23 protein-coding genes and 1 pseudogene are annotated in these 20,481 nt (G+C 67.8%); 8 read left to right on the forward strand and 16 right to left on the reverse strand.

Translation table 11 applies throughout. From position 1 onward, the window contains the following. A pseudogene (gene mftB / locus A5622_RS11215) lies at nt 1-190 on the forward strand (mycofactocin biosynthesis chaperone MftB); the annotation flags it as partial. Nucleotides 191-243: 53 nt separating this feature from the next. Here mftB and mftA read toward each other — a convergent pair. Then, nucleotides 244-333, reverse strand: coding sequence for a mycofactocin precursor MftA (mftA, locus tag A5622_RS11220; RefSeq protein ID WP_007773607.1), 90 nt, complete (start codon nt 331-333; stop codon nt 244-246). Between the two features lie 99 nt (nt 334-432). On the opposite strand from mftA, the gene mftR reads away from it, so the two are divergent. Together mftR and A5622_RS11230 are read left to right on the forward strand one after the other, a co-directional pair. Continuing rightward, nucleotides 433-1,029, forward strand: a complete 597-nt coding sequence (gene mftR, locus A5622_RS11225; protein ID WP_165827910.1) for a mycofactocin system transcriptional regulator — start codon at nt 433-435, stop codon at nt 1,027-1,029. Then, nucleotides 1,026-2,078, forward strand: coding sequence for a DUF2332 domain-containing protein (locus tag A5622_RS11230; protein WP_066878521.1), 1,053 nt, complete (start codon nt 1,026-1,028; stop codon nt 2,076-2,078). The genes mftR and A5622_RS11230 overlap by 4 nt, the downstream gene beginning before the upstream one ends. Before the next feature lie 60 nt (nt 2,079-2,138). Here the strand turns inward: A5622_RS11230 and A5622_RS11235 are convergent, their stop codons facing one another. The 9 genes from A5622_RS11235 to A5622_RS11275 form a co-directional block, all read right to left on the reverse strand. Beyond that, nucleotides 2,139-3,326 carry an NAD(P)/FAD-dependent oxidoreductase gene (locus A5622_RS11235; protein ID WP_066878523.1) on the reverse strand — a complete coding sequence of 396 codons (1,188 nt, stop codon included), beginning with the start codon at nt 3,324-3,326 and terminating at the stop codon, nt 2,139-2,141. Between the two features lie 25 nt (nt 3,327-3,351). Continuing rightward, nucleotides 3,352-4,179: a mycofactocin-coupled SDR family oxidoreductase gene (locus A5622_RS11240; RefSeq protein WP_066869322.1), complete on the reverse strand. Its 828-nt coding sequence runs from the start codon at nt 4,177-4,179 to the stop codon at nt 3,352-3,354. A gap of 91 nt (nt 4,180-4,270) precedes the next feature. After that, nucleotides 4,271-5,110 (reverse strand): SHOCT domain-containing protein, encoded by an 840-nt coding sequence (locus A5622_RS11245; protein WP_066878525.1) that lies wholly within the window; start codon nt 5,108-5,110, stop codon nt 4,271-4,273. A 91-nt stretch (nt 5,111-5,201) separates the two neighbouring features. Continuing rightward, the gene (locus A5622_RS11250; RefSeq protein WP_197507994.1) at nt 5,202-5,972 is read right to left on the reverse strand and encodes a PE family protein; all 771 of its coding nucleotides are present in this window, start codon (nt 5,970-5,972) and stop codon (nt 5,202-5,204) included. Nucleotides 5,973-6,136: 164 nt separating this feature from the next. Next, nucleotides 6,137-7,327, reverse strand: coding sequence for an elongation factor Tu (gene tuf / locus A5622_RS11255; RefSeq protein WP_044483827.1), 1,191 nt, complete (start codon nt 7,325-7,327; stop codon nt 6,137-6,139). Between the two features lie 108 nt (nt 7,328-7,435). Further along, a complete protein-coding gene (gene fusA, locus A5622_RS11260) occupies nt 7,436-9,541 on the reverse strand; it encodes an elongation factor G (RefSeq protein ID WP_066869313.1) in 2,106 nt (701 codons plus the stop codon). Between the two features lie 81 nt (nt 9,542-9,622). Beyond that, on the reverse strand, nt 9,623-10,093 hold the full coding sequence (gene rpsG / locus A5622_RS11265) for a 30S ribosomal protein S7 (RefSeq protein ID WP_066869309.1): 471 nt from the start codon (nt 10,091-10,093) through the stop codon (nt 9,623-9,625). Then, nucleotides 10,093-10,467 carry a 30S ribosomal protein S12 gene (gene rpsL / locus A5622_RS11270; protein ID WP_007767794.1) on the reverse strand — a complete coding sequence of 125 codons (375 nt, stop codon included), beginning with the start codon at nt 10,465-10,467 and terminating at the stop codon, nt 10,093-10,095. The genes rpsG and rpsL overlap by 1 nt, the downstream gene beginning before the upstream one ends. A gap of 257 nt (nt 10,468-10,724) precedes the next feature. After that, nucleotides 10,725-11,369 carry a TetR/AcrR family transcriptional regulator gene (locus A5622_RS11275; protein ID WP_066878529.1) on the reverse strand — a complete coding sequence of 215 codons (645 nt, stop codon included), beginning with the start codon at nt 11,367-11,369 and terminating at the stop codon, nt 10,725-10,727. A gap of 193 nt (nt 11,370-11,562) precedes the next feature. Between A5622_RS11275 and A5622_RS11280 the strand changes: the two genes are divergently transcribed. Together A5622_RS11280 and A5622_RS11285 are read left to right on the forward strand one after the other, a co-directional pair. Beyond that, nucleotides 11,563-11,940 (forward strand): DUF3060 domain-containing protein, encoded by a 378-nt coding sequence (locus A5622_RS11280; protein ID WP_066869294.1) that lies wholly within the window; start codon nt 11,563-11,565, stop codon nt 11,938-11,940. 48 nt (nt 11,941-11,988) lie between these two features. Beyond that, nucleotides 11,989-12,474: a DUF3060 domain-containing protein gene (locus A5622_RS11285; RefSeq protein WP_066878530.1), complete on the forward strand. Its 486-nt coding sequence runs from the start codon at nt 11,989-11,991 to the stop codon at nt 12,472-12,474. Between the two features lie 4 nt (nt 12,475-12,478). Here the strand turns inward: A5622_RS11285 and A5622_RS11290 are convergent, their stop codons facing one another. The 5 genes from A5622_RS11290 to A5622_RS11310 form a co-directional block, all read right to left on the reverse strand. Beyond that, nucleotides 12,479-13,246 (reverse strand): crotonase/enoyl-CoA hydratase family protein, encoded by a 768-nt coding sequence (locus A5622_RS11290; protein WP_066869288.1) that lies wholly within the window; start codon nt 13,244-13,246, stop codon nt 12,479-12,481. Continuing rightward, nucleotides 13,243-13,962, reverse strand: a complete 720-nt coding sequence (locus tag A5622_RS11295) for a PaaX family transcriptional regulator C-terminal domain-containing protein (RefSeq protein WP_066878532.1) — start codon at nt 13,960-13,962, stop codon at nt 13,243-13,245. The genes A5622_RS11290 and A5622_RS11295 overlap by 4 nt, the downstream gene beginning before the upstream one ends. 2 nt (nt 13,963-13,964) lie before the next feature. Further along, nucleotides 13,965-14,903, reverse strand: coding sequence for a crotonase/enoyl-CoA hydratase family protein (locus A5622_RS11300; RefSeq protein ID WP_066878541.1), 939 nt, complete (start codon nt 14,901-14,903; stop codon nt 13,965-13,967). Between the two features lie 73 nt (nt 14,904-14,976). Next, entirely contained in the window at nt 14,977-16,605 is a 1,629-nt protein-coding gene (locus tag A5622_RS11305; protein WP_066878534.1) for an acyl-CoA dehydrogenase family protein, read from the reverse strand. A gap of 51 nt (nt 16,606-16,656) precedes the next feature. Continuing rightward, entirely contained in the window at nt 16,657-17,412 is a 756-nt protein-coding gene (locus A5622_RS11310; RefSeq protein WP_066869279.1) for a deoxyribonuclease IV, read from the reverse strand. A gap of 135 nt (nt 17,413-17,547) precedes the next feature. Between A5622_RS11310 and A5622_RS11315 the strand changes: the two genes are divergently transcribed. The 3 genes from A5622_RS11315 to A5622_RS11325 are packed head-to-tail and all read left to right on the forward strand — an operon-like array spanning nt 17,548 to nt 19,792. After that, a complete protein-coding gene (locus A5622_RS11315) occupies nt 17,548-17,847 on the forward strand; it encodes a hypothetical protein (RefSeq protein ID WP_066878536.1) in 300 nt (99 codons plus the stop codon). 2 nt (nt 17,848-17,849) lie between these two features. Beyond that, the gene (locus A5622_RS11320) at nt 17,850-19,184 is read left to right on the forward strand and encodes a hypothetical protein (protein ID WP_156752924.1); all 1,335 of its coding nucleotides are present in this window, start codon (nt 17,850-17,852) and stop codon (nt 19,182-19,184) included. Next, the gene (locus A5622_RS11325; RefSeq protein ID WP_156752925.1) at nt 19,181-19,792 is read left to right on the forward strand and encodes a hypothetical protein; all 612 of its coding nucleotides are present in this window, start codon (nt 19,181-19,183) and stop codon (nt 19,790-19,792) included. Before A5622_RS11320 ends, A5622_RS11325 begins: the two co-directional genes overlap by 4 nt. Here the strand turns inward: A5622_RS11325 and A5622_RS11330 are convergent. Beyond that, a complete protein-coding gene (locus A5622_RS11330; RefSeq protein ID WP_156752926.1) occupies nt 19,789-20,328 on the reverse strand; it encodes a hypothetical protein in 540 nt (179 codons plus the stop codon). The two genes, A5622_RS11325 and A5622_RS11330, sit on opposite strands and share 4 nt — an antisense overlap. Between the last annotated feature and the right edge of the window lie 153 nt (nt 20,329-20,481).

Below are 20,481 nucleotides of genomic sequence, written 5' to 3' on the forward strand. Positions count from 1 at the left end.
TCTACTGACTGTGCCCCTGCCCGCACATGCCCGGACGGCGACCCCGTTCGATCCTGATCGCGGCTGGCGACTGCACCCCCAGGTGGCGGTTCGACCGGAACCGTTCGGCGCGCTGCTCTACCACTTCGGTACCCGCAAGCTGTCGTTTCTGAAGAACCGCACCATCCTCACGGTGGTGCAGTCGCCAGCCGCGATCAGGATCGAACGGGGTCGCCGTCCGGGCCTGCGCGGGCAGGGGCACAGTCAGTAGACCCCGCACATGCCGTCGATCGATACCTCTTCGACCAGGGTCTCGGTGACGAGCTGGGTGTCAGTTTCGGTCTCGTGGTCCACGGGGCCTTGCCTTTCGTGCGGTCTTGACAACGATGGGATCTGAGTCACACTCGCCGTCAGAATATGGCATCGAGTGCCGAAATGGAAGGGCGGGGTCCGATGATGCCGCAGCAGCGGGTGGGCAGGCGCCGCTCGACCACCCCGCACCACATCACCGACGTCGCCATCGACATGTTCAGCGCGCGCGGCTTCGCCGACGTGAGCGTCGACGACGTTGCCCAGGCCGCCGGCATCTCGCGCCGGACGCTGTTTCGCTACTACGCGTCCAAGAACGCCATCCCCTGGGGAGACTTCGACAATCACCTTGCCCACCTGCGTGATCTGCTCGACAACGTCGATTCCGGCGTGCGCCTGGGCGATGCGCTGCGCGCTGCCCTGTTGGCATTCAACACTTTTGACGAATCCGAGACCGCCCGGCATCGCCAGCGCATGCGGGTGATCCTGCAAACCGCTGAGCTGCAGGCGTATTCGATGACGATGTACGCGGGCTGGCGCGAGGTGATCGCGGGGTTCGTGGCCCGCCGCCTGGACTGCAAGACCACCGACCTGCTGCCCCAGACCGTCGCCTGGACCATGCTCGGCGTCGCACTGTCGGCCTACGAACACTGGCTGAGCGATGAGTCCGTCCCGCTGCCGGTTGCCCTCGGCAACGCCTTCGACGCCGTCGGCGCCGGGCTGGACGGGCTGGACAGGTGACGGCCGAGCACCTGATCCACACCTTGCGGGCACAGGGCAAATTCTGCGCGTCGTCGGGCTCGAAGATGTATGGCGATCTGTTCGAACTCGTGGCCGGCGACGTGGCGGCCGGCGGCGTGTTCGCGACCGTCCTGTCCGGGCGCGAGGATGCCCCGTCGCGCGACGCGGTGCCGCTGCGGTTGCTCGGCGGGTTACACCGGCTGGTGCTCGACGGCCGGGCGGCGCGGTTGCGCCGCTTCTACCCCAGCACCGGCGGCGGGTGGGATGCCGGCCGCGCGTGGCCGGAAATCCTGGACACCGCGGCCGGCCACGTCGAGGTGCTGCGCGCGTCGCTGGGCCAGCCGCCGCAAACCAACGAGGTGGGCAGATCCGCCGCACTGATCGGCGGACTGCTGTGCATCAATGAATTCGGCTTACCGATAAGGCTTTTCGAGATCGGGTCGAGCGCGGGGCTGAACCTGCGTGCCGATCACTACCGCTACCGCTTCGCCGGTGGCCAGTGGGGACCGGCCGGCTCACCGGTGACGGTCGACGATGCGTGGCGCGGCGCGCTGCCGCCCCGCCGCGACCTCTCGATCGTGGCGCGCCACGGGTATGACATCGCGCCCATCGACGTCGGGACCACCGACGGGGAGATGACGGTGCTGAGCTACGTGTGGCCCGACCAGGACGCCCGGCTGGCCCGGCTGCGCGGCGCCATCGAGGTGGCCCGCCGGGTCCCGGCGGCGCTCGAGCGAAGAACGGCCGCCGACGCCGTCGCCGGCCTGACGCCGGCCGACGGCGCGCTGACCGTCTTGTGGCATTCCATCACCTGGCAATACCTGTCCGCCGAGGAACGCACAGCGGTGCGCGCCCACGTCGACGCGCTGGCCGCGCAGGCCGACGCGCGCGCACCGTTCGCCCACCTCACGATGGAGCCCACCCGCGCCGGCCCGGGCGCACCGATCCAATTCGTGGTGCGCGCCCGCGTCTGGCCCGGCGGCGATCCGCGGCTGCTGGGCGAGTGCCATCCGCACGGACCGCCGGTGGACTGGCTCAGGTCCCCATGAACGTCCCCATGAACGTCGTCTGGTCGTGCAGCACGCGGCCGCCGTCGTGCTAGCGGCGGCTCAGCCCAGTATTTCGGCGATCGGCACGGCCGCCGCGATCTTGGCGCGGACCTTCATGACCTTGCCGGGCATCCCGCCGCCGACCACCCCGACCAGGGCCCCGTCGCGTTCGTAGTAGGCGAGGAACTTGCGGCCGTCGTCCTCGACGATGTGGACGATGTCACCGGCCTCCGGCTCGCCCAGGCACTGGATCTTGACGTCGTACTGGTCGCTCCAGAAGTAGGGGACGACCACCATCGGCGGCACATCCTGGCCCAGCATCGCGGGCACGACGGCCCGGGCCTGATCGGCGACGTTGCTCCAATGCTCAACGCGCCCTTGGTGTCCCGTCGCGTCGCGCCACGATGCGACGTCACCGAGCGCCCACACATTCGGTGCGCTGGTGCGTCCGGCCTCGTCGCAGACGACGCCGTTGTCGACTTCGACTCCGCTGCCCTCGAGCCAATCGGTCGCCGGGCGTGACCCGATGCCGACCACCACGATGTCGGCCGGCAACTCGGTGCCGTCGCTGAGCACCACCGACTCGACGCGGGAGTCACCACGCACCTCGGCGACCCCGACGCCGAGGCGAACGTCGACTCCTTCGGCGCGGTGCAGCCGGGCCACCAACTCGCCGATCTGCTCGCCGAGGACCGCGGCCAGCGGGGTCGGCTGCGGTTCCACCAGTACCACGTCCACGCCCAGGCTGCGCAGGCTGGCCGCCACCTCGCAGCCGATGAACCCGGCGCCGATGACGACGGCACGCTGCGCGGCCGACGCGTGCTCGCGCAGCGCCAGGCTTTCGTCGAAGGACCGCAGCACGCGGATGCCCTCGAGATCCGGGATCGCCGGAATGCGCCGGGGCACCAGGCCCGTCGCGATGACGAGTTCGTCGTAGCGAAGCGACGTTCCGTCGGCGAGAGTCACCGTCTGCGCCGCGGTGTCCAGACCCGTCGCGGCCGAACCCAGTCGCAGGGTGATGTCGTTCTCGTCGTACCACTCACGTGGCTTGAGCTCGGTGGCGTCGACCTCTTTACGCAGCACCTCTTTGGACAACGGCGGGCGGTCGTAGGGCAGGTGCACCTCGTCGCTGACGATCGTGATGGGCCCGGAATACTCCGAGCGCCGCAGCTGCTCGGCGGTGCGGGCGGCGGCCAATCCACCGCCGACGATCACGATTCCGTTGGTGGCGCTGTCGTCACTACTCACGTGGAGTTCTTAGCACGCTGGCCGCTCAGTACTTTAGGGCACCCTTATCCACCGGGATCTGGGTGCCGGTGAGGGTGCCCGAGCCGTCGCCGGCAAGCCAGGCCACCACGTCGGCCACTTCGTCGGCCGTCATGAAGCCGTTGGGCTGCACCGGCATTGGCGGGAAGCTGTGCACGAAGCTGGGATGCCTGGCGAAAATCTCCATCATCGCTTCGGGTTCGATCATCGGGGTGTCCACGGAGTACGGGTGGATGGAGTTGACCCGGATGCCGAATTCACCGAGCTCGATGGCCAGGGTGTTGGTCAGCGCGGTGAGCCCGTGTTTGCTGGCCGAATAGTGGCCGTTGCCCGGGGTGGCCTTGATTCCCGCCGACGAGCTGACCACCACGATGGAGCCGCCGTTGCCCGCCTCGATCATGGCGGGAACGGTGGCGCGCAGCGTGCGCCAGGTGCCGGTCAGGTTGACGCCGATGACCGTGTCCCACTGCTCGTCGGTGAGCTCCCACACGCGGCCCCAGCTCAGCACCCCGGCGTTGGCCACCACGATGTCGAGCCGGCCGAACTGCTCGATGCCGTCGGCCACCAGGTCCCGCAGCGCGGCGTCGTCGCGGACGTCGACCTCGCGGGTGAGGATCTTGCGTCCCTCGTTCTCCACCAGGCGGGCCGTCTCGTCGAGGTCTTCGCGGGTGGCCGGGGTGTACGTCACGCTGGCCGACGCCGGAGCGCAGATGTCCAGCGCGATGATGTCGGCGCCCTCGCGGGCCAGCCGCACCGCGTGCGAGCGCCCCTGCCCGCGGGCGGCCCCGGTGATGAATGCGACCCGCCCCTGCAGTGATCCGCCCTGTCCAGCCACGCGTAATCCCTTCGACCGCCGATAGACCAAGCCAGGCTAGCAGCGCAACTGAAACGTGTTCTAATTCACCCGGCCGCGCCGGGCGGGGCTCCTAGATTTCGGAGATGATCGCGGCGCGCCGGCTGCTGTATTCGGCGTCGGTCAAAGCCCCACTGGCGTGCAGCTCCTTGAGCTCTTGTAGCCGCGCGGCGATCGTCGGCTCGGGAGGGGTGACGACGGCTGCCGCCGCGGGCGCCGCCGCGGCCGGCGCCGGTTGGGCGGCCGGCGCCTGTTGTTGCACCGCGCGGCGCACCACCGCCTGGATCTGGGCGCGCAATGCCGGGTTGGACCGGATGTCGACCATCTGGTTCAGTGCGACGTTGTTGGCCTTGAGGATCTGCAGGATCTCCATCAGCGGACCGGCCTGCCCGCTCAGGTCGTAGGTCGTGTTGTCTTCGGCGACCGTGAACTGCGCGGGCACCAACCCGTTGACCAAAGCGCTTCGCTCCCAGTCGATCCGGTATTCGCTGGTGGTGGGGTTCACCAGGACCACCACCTTGCGGGCGTTGAGGTTGCCGAGCCGGGTCACGCTGGCGATCACCCGGTCCTCGCTGTCGAACGGCACCAGCCCGGGTCCGGCGATGTGCAGGTGCACCTTGACGACCTGCTGGTTGTTGACCCACGTGCCCGTCTCGGTGATCCCGGTGATCTGGGCGAGCGCCAGCACCCCGTTCTGCTCGAGCGCGGCCACCTTGGCCGACGACTTGGCCCCGTAATTCGCCAACGCGAGCGCGACCAACACGTCGGCCACGGTGATGAGCAGGCCGACGTAGAACATCCACTGCAGCAGGTTGTCGAGCCCGAGGGTGAAGTACACGACCAAGAAGATCGGCCCGACCAGTCCACCGCACAGCAAAACTATCAGCTGTGCCTTCAGGTAGCGCGCTAACACAGGCCCCTCCTCGGCTTACTGGGGAATCCGTGTCAGATTAGCGCTGCCGGTGCCACGGCGACGGCGATACGCGCAAACCGCTTCCGGCCGCCTACACCGGTTCGGGCGGCACGATCGGCACGCGCCGCACCGGCGGCGTCGCCTGCTCCGCGGGGTGCGCCGGCTGCGCGGGCGCCGGGGCGTGCGGCGCGGTCCGCGCCGAGACCGGCATGGTGGAGGCCGGAGTGGCCTGCGGCGGCGCCGCGGTCTGCATGGACGCGGCGGGGTTGGCGACCGGGGTGGCCGCCGATGCCGCCGGCTGGACGGTGGCCGGCGACGTCGCCGGAGCGTAGGCCGGGGTCGCCACCCGCGCCGCGCCGGCGGGCGTGGTGGCCGAGGCCAGCGTGGCCGATCCCGCCGGGGCCGCCGCGACCGGCGTGCCGGCCGGTGCCGGGGTGGCCGCCGCCGCGGCCGGCGCCACCGCCGCCGCCAGGGGTCCCGCGGGCGCGGTCGGCGCGGAGGTGCCCACGGCGCCGGCGCTCACCGCGGGGACCTGTGCGGCCATCGACGCCGGGCCCGCCGCGGTCTGCAGGGGCGTCGTGTTGGCGGCCTCGGCGAAGGCGTACTGCGCCGCACCGCCGTTCATCAGCTGCACGAACTGGCTGTGGAACGCGGCGGCCTGGGCGCTCAGCGCCTGATAGACCTGGGAGTGCGCATCGAACAGTGCGGCGATGCTGGCCGACACCTCGTCGGCGCCGGGGGCCAGGACGCTCGAGGTGGGCCCCAGCGCGGCGGTGTTGGCGGAGGTGATCGTCGACCCGATCCGGGCCAGATCCCCCGCGGCCGCCGCCACGAATTCGGGAGTCGCTTGAACGTATGACATCGGCACCTCACCCGCCCGACAGTCAGGAGAATTATGAGCAAATCCTAAACCAGCCGGCCGCCTCGCCGCATGATTTCTCCCGCGCTGGCCGGGCCCGACATCGCCGGAGATGCACAAAGCCCGGATCGCCGAGTCGGCGATCCGGGCTTTGCGGTGGTTGGAAACTACTTGATGATCTTGACGACCCGGCCGGCGCCGACGGTGCGGCCACCCTCACGGATCGCGAACCGCAGACCGTCGTCCATGGCGACGGGCTGGATCAGCTTCACCGAGATGTTGGTGTTGTCACCGGGCATCACCATTTCGGTGCCCTCCGGCAGCGTCACCACACCGGTCACGTCGGTGGTGCGGAAGTAGAACTGCGGACGGTAGTTGTTGAAGAACGGCGTGTGCCGGCCGCCCTCGTCCTTGGACAGGATGTAGACCTGACCCTCGAACTCGGTGTGCGGGGTGGTGGTGCCGGGCTTGGTCACGACCTGACCGCGCTCGACGTCCTCACGCTTGATACCACGCAGCAACAGCCCGACGTTGTCGCCGGCCTGCCCCTGGTCGAGCAGCTTGCGGAACATCTCCACGCCGGTGACGGTGGTCTTGGTGCTGGTCGGCTTGATGCCGACGATCTCGACCTCTTCGTTGACGTTGATGATGCCGCGCTCGACACGACCGGTGACCACGGTGCCACGACCGGTGATGGTGAAGACGTCCTCGACGGGCATCAGGAACGGCTTCTCCGTCTCGCGGACCGGGTCCGGGATGGACTCGTCGACGGCCTCCATCAGCTGCTCGACCGACTCGACCCACTTGGCGTCGCCCTCGAGCGCCTTGAGCGCCGAGACCCGCACGACCGGGGCGTCCTCGTCGAACTCCTGGGCGGCCAGCAGTTCGCGGACCTCCATCTCGACGAGCTCGAGCAGCTCCTCGTCGTCGACCATGTCGGCCTTGTTCAGCGCGACCAGGATGTAGGGCACGCCGACCTGACGCGCGAGCAGCACGTGCTCACGGGTCTGCGGCATCGGGCCGTCGGTGGCGGCGACCACCAGGATCGCGCCGTCCATCTGGGCCGCACCGGTGATCATGTTCTTGATGTAGTCGGCGTGACCCGGGGCGTCGACGTGGGCGTAGTGACGCTTCTCGGTCTGGTACTCCACGTGGGAGATGTTGATCGTGATACCGCGCTGACGCTCTTCGGGCGCGTTGTCGATCTGGTCGAATGCGCGCGACTCGTTCAGGTTGGGGTACTTGTCATGCAGAACCTTGGTGATAGCCGCGGTCAGCGTGGTCTTGCCGTGGTCAACGTGACCAATGGTCCCGATGTTGACGTGCGGCTTCGTCCGCTCGAACTTCGCCTTCGCCACTTCTGTGTCCTCCTGGACTAGTTGGTGCTTGTTAAAGCAGTGTTGGTGTTTTCAGTTGTGCCGCGCCCAAGGCATTCATGACCCGGCAAGATTACTCCGAGCGAAGGTTTACTGGCCGGTCGCCTTCGCGATGATCTCCTTCGACACGTTCGCCGGCACTTCGGCGTAGGAGTCGAAGACCATGGAGTAGTTCGCCCGGCCTTGGGTCTTGGACCGCAGGTCGCCGACGTAGCCGAACATCTCCGACAGCGGCACATGCGCCTTGACCACGCGCGCACCGCTCCGCTCCTCCATGGCCTGGATCTGGCCACGGCGGGAGTTCAAGTCGCCGATCACGTCGCCCATGTAATCCTCGGGCGTGGTGACCTCGACGGCCATGATCGGTTCCAGGATGACCGGCTGCGCTTGCGCCGCAGCCTTTTTCAGCACCTGGGAACCGGCGATCTTGAAGGCCATCTCCGAGGAGTCGACCTCGTGGAACGCCCCGTCGAGCAGGGTGACCTTGAGGTTCACCAGCGGGTAGCCGGCCAGCACGCCGTACTGCATGGCGTCCTGCGCACCGGCGTCCACCGACGGGATGTACTCCCTGGGGATGCGCCCACCGGTGACCTTGTTCTCGAACTCGTAGGTCGCACCGTCCTCGCCGGTGAACGGCTCGAGGTTGATGATCACCTTCGCGAACTGACCCGAGCCACCCGTCTGCTTCTTGTGGGTGAACTCGACGTTCTGCGCGGCCCGCTTGATGGTCTCCTTGTAGGCCACCTGCGGCTTGCCGACGTTGGCCTCGACCTTGAACTCGCGCCGCATCCGGTCCACCAGGATGTCCAGGTGCAGCTCGCCCATGCCGCCGATGACGGTCTGGCCGGTCTCCTGGTCCAGGTGCACCTTGAAGGTCGGGTCTTCCTCGGCGAGCTTCTGGATCGACAGCGACAGCTTCTCCTGGTCGCTCTTCGTCTTGGGCTCGATGGCCACCTCGATGACCGGGTCGGGGAAGGTCATCGACTCCAGCACGATCTGCTGGTTCGGGTCGCTCAGCGTGTCACCGGTCGTGGTGTCCTTGAGCCCGATCACCGCATAGATGTGACCGGCCGAGGCGGTCTCCACCGGGTTCTCCTTGTTGGAGTGCATCTGGAACAGCTTGCCCAGCCGCTCCTTCTTGCCCTTCGTGGAGTTGATGACCTGGCTGCCCGAGTCGACCTTGCCCGAGTACACCCGGACGTAGGTCAGCTTGCCGAAGAAGGGGTGCGTGGCCACCTTGAACGCGAGCGCCGAGAACGGCTCGTCCGTCGACGGCTTGCGGGTGATCAGCTCTTCTTCCTTGCCGGGGACGTGGCCCTCGGCGGGCGGCACGTCCAGCGGCGACGGCAGGTAGTCGATGACGGCGTCCAGCATGGGCTGAACGCCCTTGTTCTTGAACGCGCTGCCGCACAGCACCGGATAGGCCTCCGAGCTGATGGTCAGCTTGCGAATCGCGCCCTTGATCTCCTCGATCGTGAGCTCTTCACCGCCGAGGTACTTGTCCAGCAGCGCCTCGTCCGTCTCGGCGACGGCCTCGAGCAGCTTGGTGCGGTACTCCTCGGCCTTCTCGGCCAGGTCGGCGGGGATGTCGACGACGTCGTACTTCTCACCGAGCTTGGCTTCGGCGCTCCACACCTTGGCCTTCATCTCGACCAGGTCGACGACGCCCTCGAAGTCGCCCTCGGAGCCGACGGGGATCTGGATCGGGATGACGTTGGCGCCCAGCCGCTCCTCCATGGTGCGCACGGAGAAGTAGAAGTCGGCCCCGATCTTGTCCATCTTGTTGACGAAGCAGATGCGCGGGACGTCGTACTTGTCGGCCTGCCGCCACACCTGCTCGGACTGCGGCTCGACGCCCTCCTTGCCGTCGAAGACGGCCACGGCACCGTCGAGCACGCGCAGGCTGCGCTCCACCTCAACGGTGAAGTCGACGTGCCCGGGGGTGTCGATGATGTTGATCTGGTTGTCGTTCCAGAAACAGGTGGTGGCCGCGGAGGTGATGGTGATGCCCCGCTCCTGCTCCTGCTCCATCCAGTCCATGGTGGCGGCGCCGTCGTGCACCTCACCGATCTTGTAGCTGATACCGGTGTAGTAGAGGATGCGCTCGGTCGTCGTCGTCTTGCCGGCGTCGATGTGCGCCATGATGCCGATGTTGCGGACCTTCGTGAGGTCGGTCAGCACGTCCTTCTGTGCCACAGAAGTCTTCCCACTCTTTCGATTGCTTGGTTAGTTCGCTGTCGGTTTGCGCCCGGCCGCTCTGCCGTTGGACGCCGCCGCCTACCAGCGATAGTGCGCGAAGGCGCGGTTGGCCTCGGCCATCTTGTGGGTGTCCTCGCGCCGCTTGACGGCGGCGCCGAGGCCGTTGCTGGCGTCCAGGATCTCGTTGGCCAGCCGCTCGACCATGGTCTTCTCGCGGCGTTGCTTGGAGAAGCTCACCAGCCAGCGCAGTGCCAGCGTCACCGAGCGGTCCGGACGCACCTCGACCGGGACCTGGTAGGTAGCGCCACCGACGCGTCGGCTGCGCACCTCGAGGGAGGGCTTGACGTTGTCCATCGCCCGCTTGAGCGTGATCACCGGGTCGGTGCCAGTCTTGTCGCGGGCCTGTTCGAGCGCACCATAAACAATGCGCTCGGCCAGCGATTTCTTCCCGTCCAGCAGAACTTTGTTCACCAGCTGCGTCACCAGCTGCGACCCGTACACCGGGTCATTGACCAACGGACGCTTCGGCGCGGGCCCCTTGCGCGGCATCAGCTCTTCTCCTTCTTGGCGCCGTAACGGCTACGAGCCTGCTTGCGGTTCTTGACACCCTGGGTGTCCAGCGAGCCGCGGATGATCTTGTACCGGACACCGGGCAGGTCCTTCACACGACCACCACGCACCAGCACCATCGAGTGCTCCTGCAGGTTGTGGCCTTCGCCGGGGATGTAGGCCGTGACCTCAACCTGGCTCGTCAGCTTCACGCGGGCGACCTTGCGAAGCGCCGAGTTCGGCTTCTTCGGGGTGGTGGTGTACACGCGGGTGCATACGCCACGGCGCTGCGGGCTGCCCTTCAGGGCCGCGGTCTTGACCTTGGCGACCTTGTCGCGGCGACCCTTGCGGACCAGCTGCTGAATGGTTGGCATCTACCGGCTTTCTGTGTTCGTGTTCGGCATACTTCTAGCGTTTTCAAGTCTGTGTACTGCAGTTATGACCGTCCGCGTCACCCCGCGTCCGGGTGTGTCGCATGCGCTGCGCACCGGAGGAGGTCCGATGCTTCGTGGACACGCGAATTCGCCCGGCATCCACTTCCTTACGGGTAGGCGCCGTAAGCCGCCAGGCACGAGGGACCACAATACCCGCCGCCGGTCTCGCAGGTCAAAGCGACGGCGGGCGCATCCGGCTAGTAGCGGGCGCCATCGGCGGCGGTGCGCCGTTCCAGACCGGCCGCCAGCCGCAGCACCATGTCGGAGAACAACGCGTCGGTGTCGATGTCGTCCATCACACCGGTCATCTCCAGCAGAACGAACCCGTGCAGGGCGGACCAGAACTCCAGCGCCGCATGGAAGGCCGCCTCGCCGTCCAGACCATAGGACGAGAGCACGGCGATCACCGGGGCGGCGGCCCCGCGGGTCGCGGCGGTGTACTCGGGATCGTCCCCGCCCAGCGGCATCCGGGTGAAGGCCGAGTAGCGGCCCGGATGGTGGTGGGCGTAGCTGCGGTAGGCACCCGCCATCACCAACACCGCGTCGTCGCGGGCGCGGCCCTCGCCGACGCGGTTGAGCATCGTGATGATGTCGTCGATCACGCGGATCCGCACCGCGCGGCGCAGGTCCTCCAGGCTGTCGACGTGGTTGTACAACGACGGCCCCTTGGTGCCGAGCTGCATCGCCAGCGCGTTGATGGTCAGGGCGTCCCAGCCCTCGCGGTCCAGGAACGTCAGCGCGCCGTCGATGATCCCGTCGCGGCTGAGCTTGGCCGGACGGGAGGCGGGCCGGCCCGCGCGTTGGCGCCCGGCCGCCGGGGGCGGATCCGGTGGAGCTGCCATGGCGGTCGCCCTTCGCTTGCATGTTCGGGATGCGGTTAACTAATGACTCTAGTTGACGCCCGTTCGGACATTCATCTCCCCGGAGGCGATGCGGGGGCCCGGCGAGGGAAAATAAACTCTGCCACCGGGCAGGCAAATGCACGTAATGTCATGCTTGCCCGTTTCGAGCAGCGTCGGAAAAAGGGGACCCGCAGTGAAGTGGACGACTGTCGCCGGGTCACTGGCCGCCTGTGTCATCGCCGTCGTCGCCGGCGCCGCCGCCCCGCCGGGCGTCGCGCAGGCCAAGAACGGCGACACCCACGTGATCGGGCAAGACATCGAGCAGACGGTCGACTGCAACGACGCCACGCTGATGGTCAACGGCACCGGCATCACGGTCACCGCGCTGGGCAACTGCTACGCCGTCACGGTGATGGGTTCGTCGAACACCGTCATCGCCGACTCGGTTTCGCATGACATCACCGTGTACGGCTACAACCAGACGGTGTTCTATAAGAACGGTCAGCCCGCCCTGTGGGACCGCGGCCGCGAACTGGGCATGACCAACCGGCTGCAGCAGGTGCCGGGCTGAGCGGCGCCCACCACATCATCATCGCCAATCGAGGGGAATCGAGGACACATGCCCGCCTACATGCGTGACCGTTCGCAGCGCTTGGCCGTGCTCGCCGTGACGCCGGCCGCCGCGGCCATGGTGCTGTCCGGCTGCAGTTCGACGGCCAACCCGCCGGCGGGCTCGTCGACGACCACCACGAAGAGCAGCGCGACGACGAGTGCCAGCGCCGCGCCGACGACGGGAACCAGCGGGGCCAGCACCACCGCGTCCATCGAGATCGGCAACACCATCAACTACGGATCGATGGGCACCACCACCACGCTGGACTGCGCCAGCGGCAAGTCGCTGAACGTCGGCGGCTCGGACAACACCCTGACCGTCACGGGCACCTGCGAGACGGCCACCGTCACCGGCACCAACAACAAGATCACGTTCGACAAGGTCAACACCCGCATCACCGTGCTGGGCATGAACAACACCATCACCTACAAAGACGGTGACCCCAAGGTCGACAAGATCGGCCAGAGCAACACGATCAACAAGGGCAGCTGAGGCGTCAGCCGGCCGGCGCCCCGTGCCGGCCGGCGCCCGCCGCGAAGCGCCCGGCCCCTTCGTTCGCCTCCGCGGCCACCCGGGAGATGCTGGCGAATTCGAAGTCGAGCGCATCGGATTCCGTTGTCCCCCACTGATGTAGCGCCGAGAGCCGGTCGGAGCGCAGGCACTGCTGCGGCAGCGCCGCCAGTTGAGCCGCCAATTCCTCGGCCGCCTGGCGCGACTGACCTTTGGGGACAACGCGATTCGCCAACCCGATGGCCTGGGCTTCGGCGGCGGCCACCGCGCGGCCGGTGAGGATCATGTCCATCGCCCGGCTGTGGCCGATCAGGCGCGGCAGCCGCACGGTGCCGCCGTCGATCAGCGGCACCCCCCAGCGCCGGCAGAACACGCCGAACACGGCGTCCTCCTCGACCACCCGCAGGTCACACCAGATGGCCAGTTCCAGACCCCCGGCGACGGCGTAGCCACTCACCGCGGCGATGACGGGTTTGGACAGCACCATCCGCGTCGGGCCCATGGGGCCGGGGCCGGTGCGGTGCACGGCGTTGGCATCGGGCGTGCCGAAGGCCTTCAAATCGGCCCCCGCACAGAAGGTTCCACCCTCGCCCCACAGCACGGCCACCGATGCGGTGTCGTCGCGGTCGAACTCCTCGAAGGCCGCATACAGCGCGGCGGCCGTCGGGCCGTTGACCGCGTTGCGCGCGCCCGGGCGGTTGATGATCACCGTGGTCACCGGGCCGTTGCGCTCGACCCGCACCGGATCTGTCATGTCACCTCCGCAAATAGTGGTTCGCGCCGCTCGAGCAGCTCCGCGGCGAAGTCGTGGTAGGCCGCCCGCAGCCGGGCGCCCGGCCAGTCGGCCGGCAGTAGCTCGTCGGGCAGCACCGGATCGGTGAGCAGGTGGCGCACCGTCGCGGCGGCGACCACAAAGCGGCCGGGAATGTCTGGCGCCGCGGCCATTTCGTCGAGCAACCGGCGCCCGGTCTGCGCCCAGGCGGGCAGGTCCCACAGCTGCCCGGCCAGCTCGGCGGGGTCGTCGTCGCGCGCCCGCAGCACCCGCGTCTGAGCCGCGACCTCAGGGCCGAGCCCCCCGTCGATGTTGTCGGGGCGCATCCACACCCCCTCGCGAAGCTCTCCGAAACGCTTGTCGTGCAAGGCGGTTCGCAGAGCCGCGCGGGTCCGCGCGTCCTTGCCCACGGTGGTGACGATGAGTGTGATCCACTCCCCGGCCCAGGGTTGCACCCGCGGGTCGATGGCATCGTCCTGGCGCCGCTGGCGGGCCAACAATCGATCCGAGAGCCGATAGCCGTCGGCGGAGCGGATCAGGTCGCCTGCGCCGACCATCCGGGTCAGCGCCACCCGCAGCGTCGACTCCTTGATGCCGAAGTCGGAAGTGAGCCTGACCAATTCGTTCGCCCGAGCGTGGGCGGGGTGCGCGCCGAGTAGCACGCTGAGCACGACCGACCGCGCTGTCATGTCCGGCATGGTTACACCCCGGACGCGCGTCGGCCGTGGTCACCGAAGGGTTCGTCGCGGTGCCGCACCGCCTCGCGGAACCCGTGCTCGACCGCATCGGCGACGAAGGCGTGGCCCTCGGGCGTGTGCCTGGCGACGCCGTCGAACACCGTGCTGACCATCCTGCTGGTCGCCACGCCCTGTTGCAGCAGCGCGGAATTCAGCGCGAGCTTGACCATGATCAGCTGGTTGACCGGCACCGCGGCAATCCGCTCGACCAGCCGTTCGGTGCGCTCGTCGAGGTCGACCGGATCCGGCGCCTCGACCGCCCAGCCCCACTCGGCGGCCTGCGCGCCGGTGATGCAATCACCGGTGAACAACAGCCTTTTCGCGCGGGCGTCGCCGAGCCGGTGTGCCCACAGGCCGGCCGCCGGAACGCCCCACACCCGGGTCGGCGGGTAGCCGATCTTGGCGTCGGCGGCGGCGATCACCTGATCGGCGTGCAGTGCGATATCGGTGCCGCCGGCCACGCAGTAGCCGTGGATCTTGACCACCGTCGGCTTGTCGGCGTGCATCAGGCTGGAGAAGCCCCGCACGAAGCGGCTCATCATCTGGTAGTCGATCATCGGGTCCCACGGCTGATCCGCTAAATGGTTGACCGCCTGGGACTTTCCGTCCAGCACGGTCCCCTGGTACGCGCCGGTGCCGCCGGCCGAGCCGGTGCGATCGGCATAGGCGCTCAGGTCGAAGCCCGCGCAGAAGCCCTCACCGCGGCCGGACACCAGGATGACGTGGACGTCAGGGTCGAGATCGGCACGCTCCACCAAGGCCGAGAGCTCCAGCGGGGTGTCGGCCACGATCGCGTTGCCCTTGTCCGGCCGGTTGAACGTGATGCGGGCAACCCGGTCGGTGACCTCGTAGGTCATCGTTTTGAGGTTGTCGAAGTCGACCGGTCTGATCGCGTGGGTCAATGGCGCCACTCCTCCTCGTTGGCGCCGCTCATGCGGCGCGTGGTCGGGCCGCCGGCGCAGGTCATATTGTGGCTCAGCCCTTTACCAGCGCCCGCTCTAGGATCGGTGCGAGGTCGAGCCCGTCGGGCATGGTGCCGAACGCGCCGCCCCACTGTCGGTCGAGCCGGGTCGTCAGGAAGGCCTCGGCGACGGCGGGGTGGCCGTGGCGCACCAGCAGCGAGCCCTGCAGCGCCAGGCAGATGTCTTCGGCGACCTTGCGGCCGCGGTAGGCGATGGTCTGCAGGTCGGCCAGCTGATCGCGAAGCCGCGCGACGTGGGCGGCCAGGCGCGGGTCCTGGCCCGCGCCGTCGGCGAGCTCGTCGAAGAGCACCTCGACGCATTCGGGACGAGTGGCCATGGCGCGCAACGTGTCCAGCGCGCTGACGTTGCCCGAGCCCTCCCAGATGCCCATCAGCGGGGCCTCCCGGTACAGCCGCGGCATGCCGGAGTCCTCGACATAGCCGTTGCCGCCCAGGCATTCCAGCGCCTCGGCGGCGTGCGGGGTGGAGCGCTTGCACACCCAGTACTTGCTGGCCGCCAAGCCGATCCGGCGCAGCAGCGCCTCACGCTGGTCGCCACGCACGGCCCTGTCGGTCGCCCCGGCCATCCGCATCGCGACCATGGTCGCCGCCTCCGCCTCCACGGCCAGGTCAGCCAACACGTTACGCATCAGCGGCTGATCAATCAGGTAGGCGCCGAACGCCTTTCGGTGCTGGGCGTGGTAGATCGCGCGGGTCAGACCGGTGCGCATGCTGGTGGCGCTGCCCAGCGTGCAGTCCAGCCGGGTCAGGTTGACCATCTCGATGATGGTGGGCACCCCGCGCCCTTCCTCCCCCACCAGCCACGCGATCGCGCCGTCGTATTCGACCTCGCTGGACGCGTTGGCGTGGTTGCCGAGCTTGTCCTTGAGCCGCTGCAAAAACATCCGGTTGCGGGTGCCGTCGGGCAACACCCGCGGCAGCAGAAAGCACGACAGCCCGCCCGGTGCCTGCGCGAGCACCAAGAAGATGTCGCACATCGGCGCCGAGGTGAACCACTTGTGACCGGTCAGGCGGTAGGAGCCGTCAGCGTTCGGGATCGCCTGGGTGGTGCCGGCGCGCACATCGGAGCCACCCTGCTTCTCCGTCATCGACATGCCCGCGGTGATACCCGGCTTGGTGGTGGCCAGCCGGAGCTCGGGGTCGTATTCGCGGCTGGTCAGCAGCGGCTCGTACACCCTGGCCAGCTCGGGGTTGAAGCGCAGCGCGGGAACGACGGCGTACGTCATCGAGATCGGGCAGACGTGGCCCGGCTCGACCGTCCACACCGACGTCTTGGCGGCGCGGACCACGTGCGCGCCCGGCCGCTCGTCGGCCCAGGGCGCGGCGTGCATGCCGTGGGCGATCGCCGCGCGCATCAGTTCGTGGTAGGCGGGGTCGTACTCGACCTCGTCGATGCGGTGGCCGTTGCGGTCGTGGGTGTGCAGGACGGGCCGATTGCGGTCGGCGAGCTCGCCCCACCGCTGCGCCTGCTGGGTGGCCGACAGCGCCCCAACCTCATTCACCTCCTCCAGGCCCCACTGGCCGCCCTCGCGGATCAGGGCCTCGATGAGCACCGCGGAACTGGCGGGGTTGTGGTTCTCCAGGGGCGGGACCTGGTTGGTGACGACATGCGTATCCGACATGCCACCAATGTTACATTTTCCCGACAGCTGCACAAGAGGTGTAACAGCGGGTTAGTCCTTGACGTTCTCCCGCAGGAAGGCGATGTCGTCCTTGCGGCCCTCGTCCGCGGTTTCGCAGATCACCGGTGCGCCGGCGGCCTCGACCACCGCGACGAGCAGCTGCGGGTCGATCTGGCCGGTGCCGAAGTTGGCGTGCCGGTCGGCACCGGAGCCGGCCGCGTCCCTCGAGTCGTTGCAGTGCACCAGGTCGATGCGTCCGGTCAGCGACTTGATCCGGTCGACCGCGTCGATCAGGGCCTCCCCGGCGGCCCAGGCGTGGCAGGTGTCCAGGCAGAAGCCAATTCCCTTGTCGCCGATGTGATCCCACAGCCGGCCGATGGTGTCGAAATAGCGGGCCATCGCGTGGTCGCCGCCGGCGGTGTTCTCCAGGTACACCTGCACGTCTGATTCCAGGTAGTCCAGCGCTTTGACCCACCGCTGGAAGCCGGCTTCCATGTCGTCGTCGTCGGCGTGGCCGCCATGCACGATGACCGCCGTCGCGTCGATCTGCGCGGCCGCGTCGCAGGTGTCCTGCAGGATCTTGCGCGACGGGATCCGGATGCGGTTGTTCGCCGACGCGACGTTGATGAGGTACGGCGCATGGACGTACAGCGGGACGGTCGACGCTTTGAGCGCCTCGGCGTCCTCGCGGGGCTTGGGTTTTTTCCAGCTCTGCGGGTTGCCGAGGAAGAACTGCACGACGTCGGCTCCGTCGGCCTGCGCGGCGGCCAGCGGGTCGTCGTTGCGGACGTGTGAACCGATGAGCACGGGGACAGTCTAGTGAGGGGTAGTGACGCGAGCGATCCACCAGCACATGCACTAGCGCGCTGTGCCGATGAGCTCGATGGGACACCGATCGCCTGGGTGACTTTCGCCTCGCGCACACGCGAATAGAATTTTTCCATGCCGCTGCTGCGTGTCGATACCGCTGGCGTCCAGGCGATGGCCGCCCGATGGGCGGCGTCGGTCGGCGAGCTGGCTGGGACGGAGGTCCCCCCGGCATGGATCGGCTTCTCGTGTCAGGCCAGCGCCGCGGCAGTTAACGCCGCGCATATTGAGGTCACGGAGTTCACCGCGGCACTGGCCGCCCGGGTCGGCGCCCATGCAGCCCACATCGGCGAGGCCGACGCGGGCTACGTAGCCAATGAAGCCGATGCGGCGAACGCGTTAGCCTCGGTGGCTCCTCGGGTGACCGGCGTGTAGCGATGTCGGCGGGTGCTGGGATCCCGAGCCTCTCTCAGCTGGTGGCGTGGCCCAACGGGTATCTCACGGAGGCGGCCGACCACTGGGAATTGGTGGGCGCGCGCAGCTACGGAGTGGCTAACCGAGCGTGGCGCGACGCGTTGGCGGCGGATTGGCACGGAAATGGCGCCGAGGCGCTGCGCACGGCCGCCCATGCCGACATGCTGGCTACCAGCGGGGTGGCCGACCAACTGCAGGCGGCGGCCAAGATGGCTCGCAGCGGCGCTTCAGACCTTCAAGCGGCACGGTCGCGGGTGCGCTACGCGGTGCTGGACGCCAACGCGGCAGGGTTCGACGTCGATGACGACATGGCGGTCATCGACCGCTCCACTGGGGGATCGGCGGCCGAACGCGCCGCACGACAAGCCCAAGCGCAGGCACTAGCCGCCGACATTCGCCGACGAGCCGCACAACTGGTCGCCCTCGATCAACAAGTCGCCGGCAAGATCACCGCGGCCGTGGCGGGCATCCGTGACATCTTTCCGCAAGGTTCCGCGCCGCAGACGGCACCGCGAAAGCCCGAGATCCACAGCGTCGACAACCACACCTTCAAGCAGGACCCGGCGCCGCCCGCAGATCCTGGGGCGGATCCGCCATGGAAAGACCTGCCACCACCACAGAATTGGGATGACGTCCGAAAGATTTTGCAACAACTTCCACCGGGCAAGAACGACCCACATCGAGAGTTGGACACACCGGAAGAGATTCGGAAATTCTTCGAGTGGTTGAGTAAAGGCGCCGTCGGCGACTTACCCAATTCGGGTGGGTTCCCGCGTATGAAACTTCCGGATGGCACGGAGGTCAAGCTGCGTCCGGACAGCACCTCCGGGGGGCCGACTATCGAAGCAGTCCCTCCGGGCAAAACCAAGGGACCCAAAGTTCACTTGCCGTTGGCGCCAGTTGTAGACGATCCGCCGGTCCTTCCAGACATTGATCAACATCCAATTCCGGAGCCGCAGCCGCCGCTCTCGGGGCATCCGCCACCGCCGACGCTGCCACCGACGCAGATCCCCCATCCGGCCGACCTCCCGCCGTGGTTGCAGGACCCGTCCCCGCCGGGATTCACCGTTAGCCCGGTGCAACAACCGCCCGCGTTCGGCTGGGACCAGCCGGATGCGCCGGGGTCACCGGCGCCCCATCCGGCGCCGCCGCCCGGCGGGCCGTCGTGGTTACCACAGGTCGGCCACGATCTCAGTGAGGGAGGCAAAGCAGTGTTCGGCTGGGTAATGGTTGGCGGGATTCTTGTATGGACGATTCTTTCCGGCGGTGGGCAGACCGGTGAGGCGGCTGTGCCGTGAGCGTCTCATCCACCGGGCCGATGCGAGATCCTCTTCCGCCGTCGCTCGTAGATACCCTCATTGAGGACGAGTACATCGACGACGTGGTCGGTCTGCCCGGGGTTCAGGTACCTGAGTGGCTGAAACTATTAGGCATACCCCCTGGTTGGGAACTGCGTCCACTGCCCGACGATGCAAATCTGCCGTGGGCGCGCATCGCCGTGACCGGACCCCGTGGCGGCGGCGAGTGGGACGCTGCCGACACCATAAGCGTCTTCGGCTATACCGGCCGACCCTTCTTCTCGGACGTATTCCACAACGCGGACCGGATGCTGCGCGGTATGAATGCCACCGATATCGCCGTCAAGGCACTGCCCGTCCCGCCGATCCAGTGGACGGCCGCTGTGCGCAGCAGCGGCATCGCCCACCTCGGCGACCACAGCGTGTGGATCCAACAAAGCAACTATGTCGCGGGTTCTGAACAATTGCGCGCGGGCCGACTATTCGTGCACTCCCTGTACGTCGATACCGCATGCCGCGACCGGCTATCTGGCGACATCAGCGTGCTCAGCGACGGCGTGTACCAAGGATTCCTTGCCGGACTCGCCGCCGGGCAGCCCACCAGCTAGTCATCGCTGGCGACAACCAGTGCGACACTGCCGGCGCGGCGATCGATCAACACAAACTCCTGAAAACCGCTGTCGGAGCCCACGGATGAGCCCCAATCATGTTCAGCGGTGTCCCGCAGATCGGCGAGCTGGTAGCGGGCGGTCGCGCCACGAATGCGCGGGTAAAGCTCGCTTTCCATTTCGTCGCGACGGGCCGTGGGTAAGGGCGCTTGGTATTCGGCCCACGTGCGCAGCAACGCTTCGGCGTCCTCCGCAGAGACCGCGGAAAAGGCCTCGGGAGTGATGGCGTTCAACCAGTAAGGCCCGTGAATCGTTTTGGCGTCCTGGAAATTTCGCGTCGCATAGCTGTCGCGATAACGCAAATGTTGGATCAACAACGCCAAAATGTCGCGGTCGTTCGCATCGGCGGGAAATGTGAACAATTTGATGACCACCCATTGCCGACTGGTCCGGAAGTTGATGAACACCTCACCCTGGTACGCCAACACCTCCTCCGCCGGTGCAGCACCCGTCGCCACGCCAGCTGGCTCGTCCATCGCTTCTCACCTCCGTAGCCTAGAAGCACACGCGAAATGTCGCCGGGAAGCAAGCCACCCGCCGGTGTGCGCTGGCCGCGCGCTGGACGTCGAACGTGCGGCACGGCCACGTTCGGCAATGCGACGCAACGAAAAAGCCCCGGGGTTCGCCCC

The sequence above is a fragment of the Mycobacterium sp. 1245801.1 genome (assembly GCF_001673055.1).
Taxonomy (GTDB): domain Bacteria; phylum Actinomycetota; class Actinomycetes; order Mycobacteriales; family Mycobacteriaceae; genus Mycobacterium; species Mycobacterium europaeum_A.

Coding starts and splice junctions, on each gene's coding strand:
- mftR (WP_165827910.1), top strand. CDS start 433: ATGATGCCGCAGCAGCGGGTGGGCAGGCGCCGCTCGACCACCCCGCAC.
- A5622_RS11250 (WP_197507994.1), bottom strand. CDS start 5,972: ATGTCATACGTTCAAGCGACTCCCGAATTCGTGGCGGCGGCCGCGGGG.
- rpsG (WP_066869309.1), bottom strand. CDS start 10,093: ATGCCGCGCAAGGGGCCCGCGCCGAAGCGTCCGTTGGTCAATGACCCG.
- rpsL (WP_007767794.1), bottom strand. CDS start 10,467: ATGCCAACCATTCAGCAGCTGGTCCGCAAGGGTCGCCGCGACAAGGTC.
- A5622_RS11275 (WP_066878529.1), bottom strand. CDS start 11,369: ATGGCAGCTCCACCGGATCCGCCCCCGGCGGCCGGGCGCCAACGCGCG.
- A5622_RS11285 (WP_066878530.1), top strand. CDS start 11,989: ATGCCCGCCTACATGCGTGACCGTTCGCAGCGCTTGGCCGTGCTCGCC.
- A5622_RS11290 (WP_066869288.1), bottom strand. CDS start 13,246: ATGACAGATCCGGTGCGGGTCGAGCGCAACGGCCCGGTGACCACGGTG.
- A5622_RS11295 (WP_066878532.1), bottom strand. CDS start 13,962: ATGCCGGACATGACAGCGCGGTCGGTCGTGCTCAGCGTGCTACTCGGC.
- A5622_RS11305 (WP_066878534.1), bottom strand. CDS start 16,605: ATGTCGGATACGCATGTCGTCACCAACCAGGTCCCGCCCCTGGAGAAC.
- A5622_RS11315 (WP_066878536.1), top strand. CDS start 17,548: ATGCCGCTGCTGCGTGTCGATACCGCTGGCGTCCAGGCGATGGCCGCC.
- A5622_RS11320 (WP_156752924.1), top strand. CDS start 17,850: ATGTCGGCGGGTGCTGGGATCCCGAGCCTCTCTCAGCTGGTGGCGTGG.
- A5622_RS11330 (WP_156752926.1), bottom strand. CDS start 20,328: ATGGACGAGCCAGCTGGCGTGGCGACGGGTGCTGCACCGGCGGAGGAG.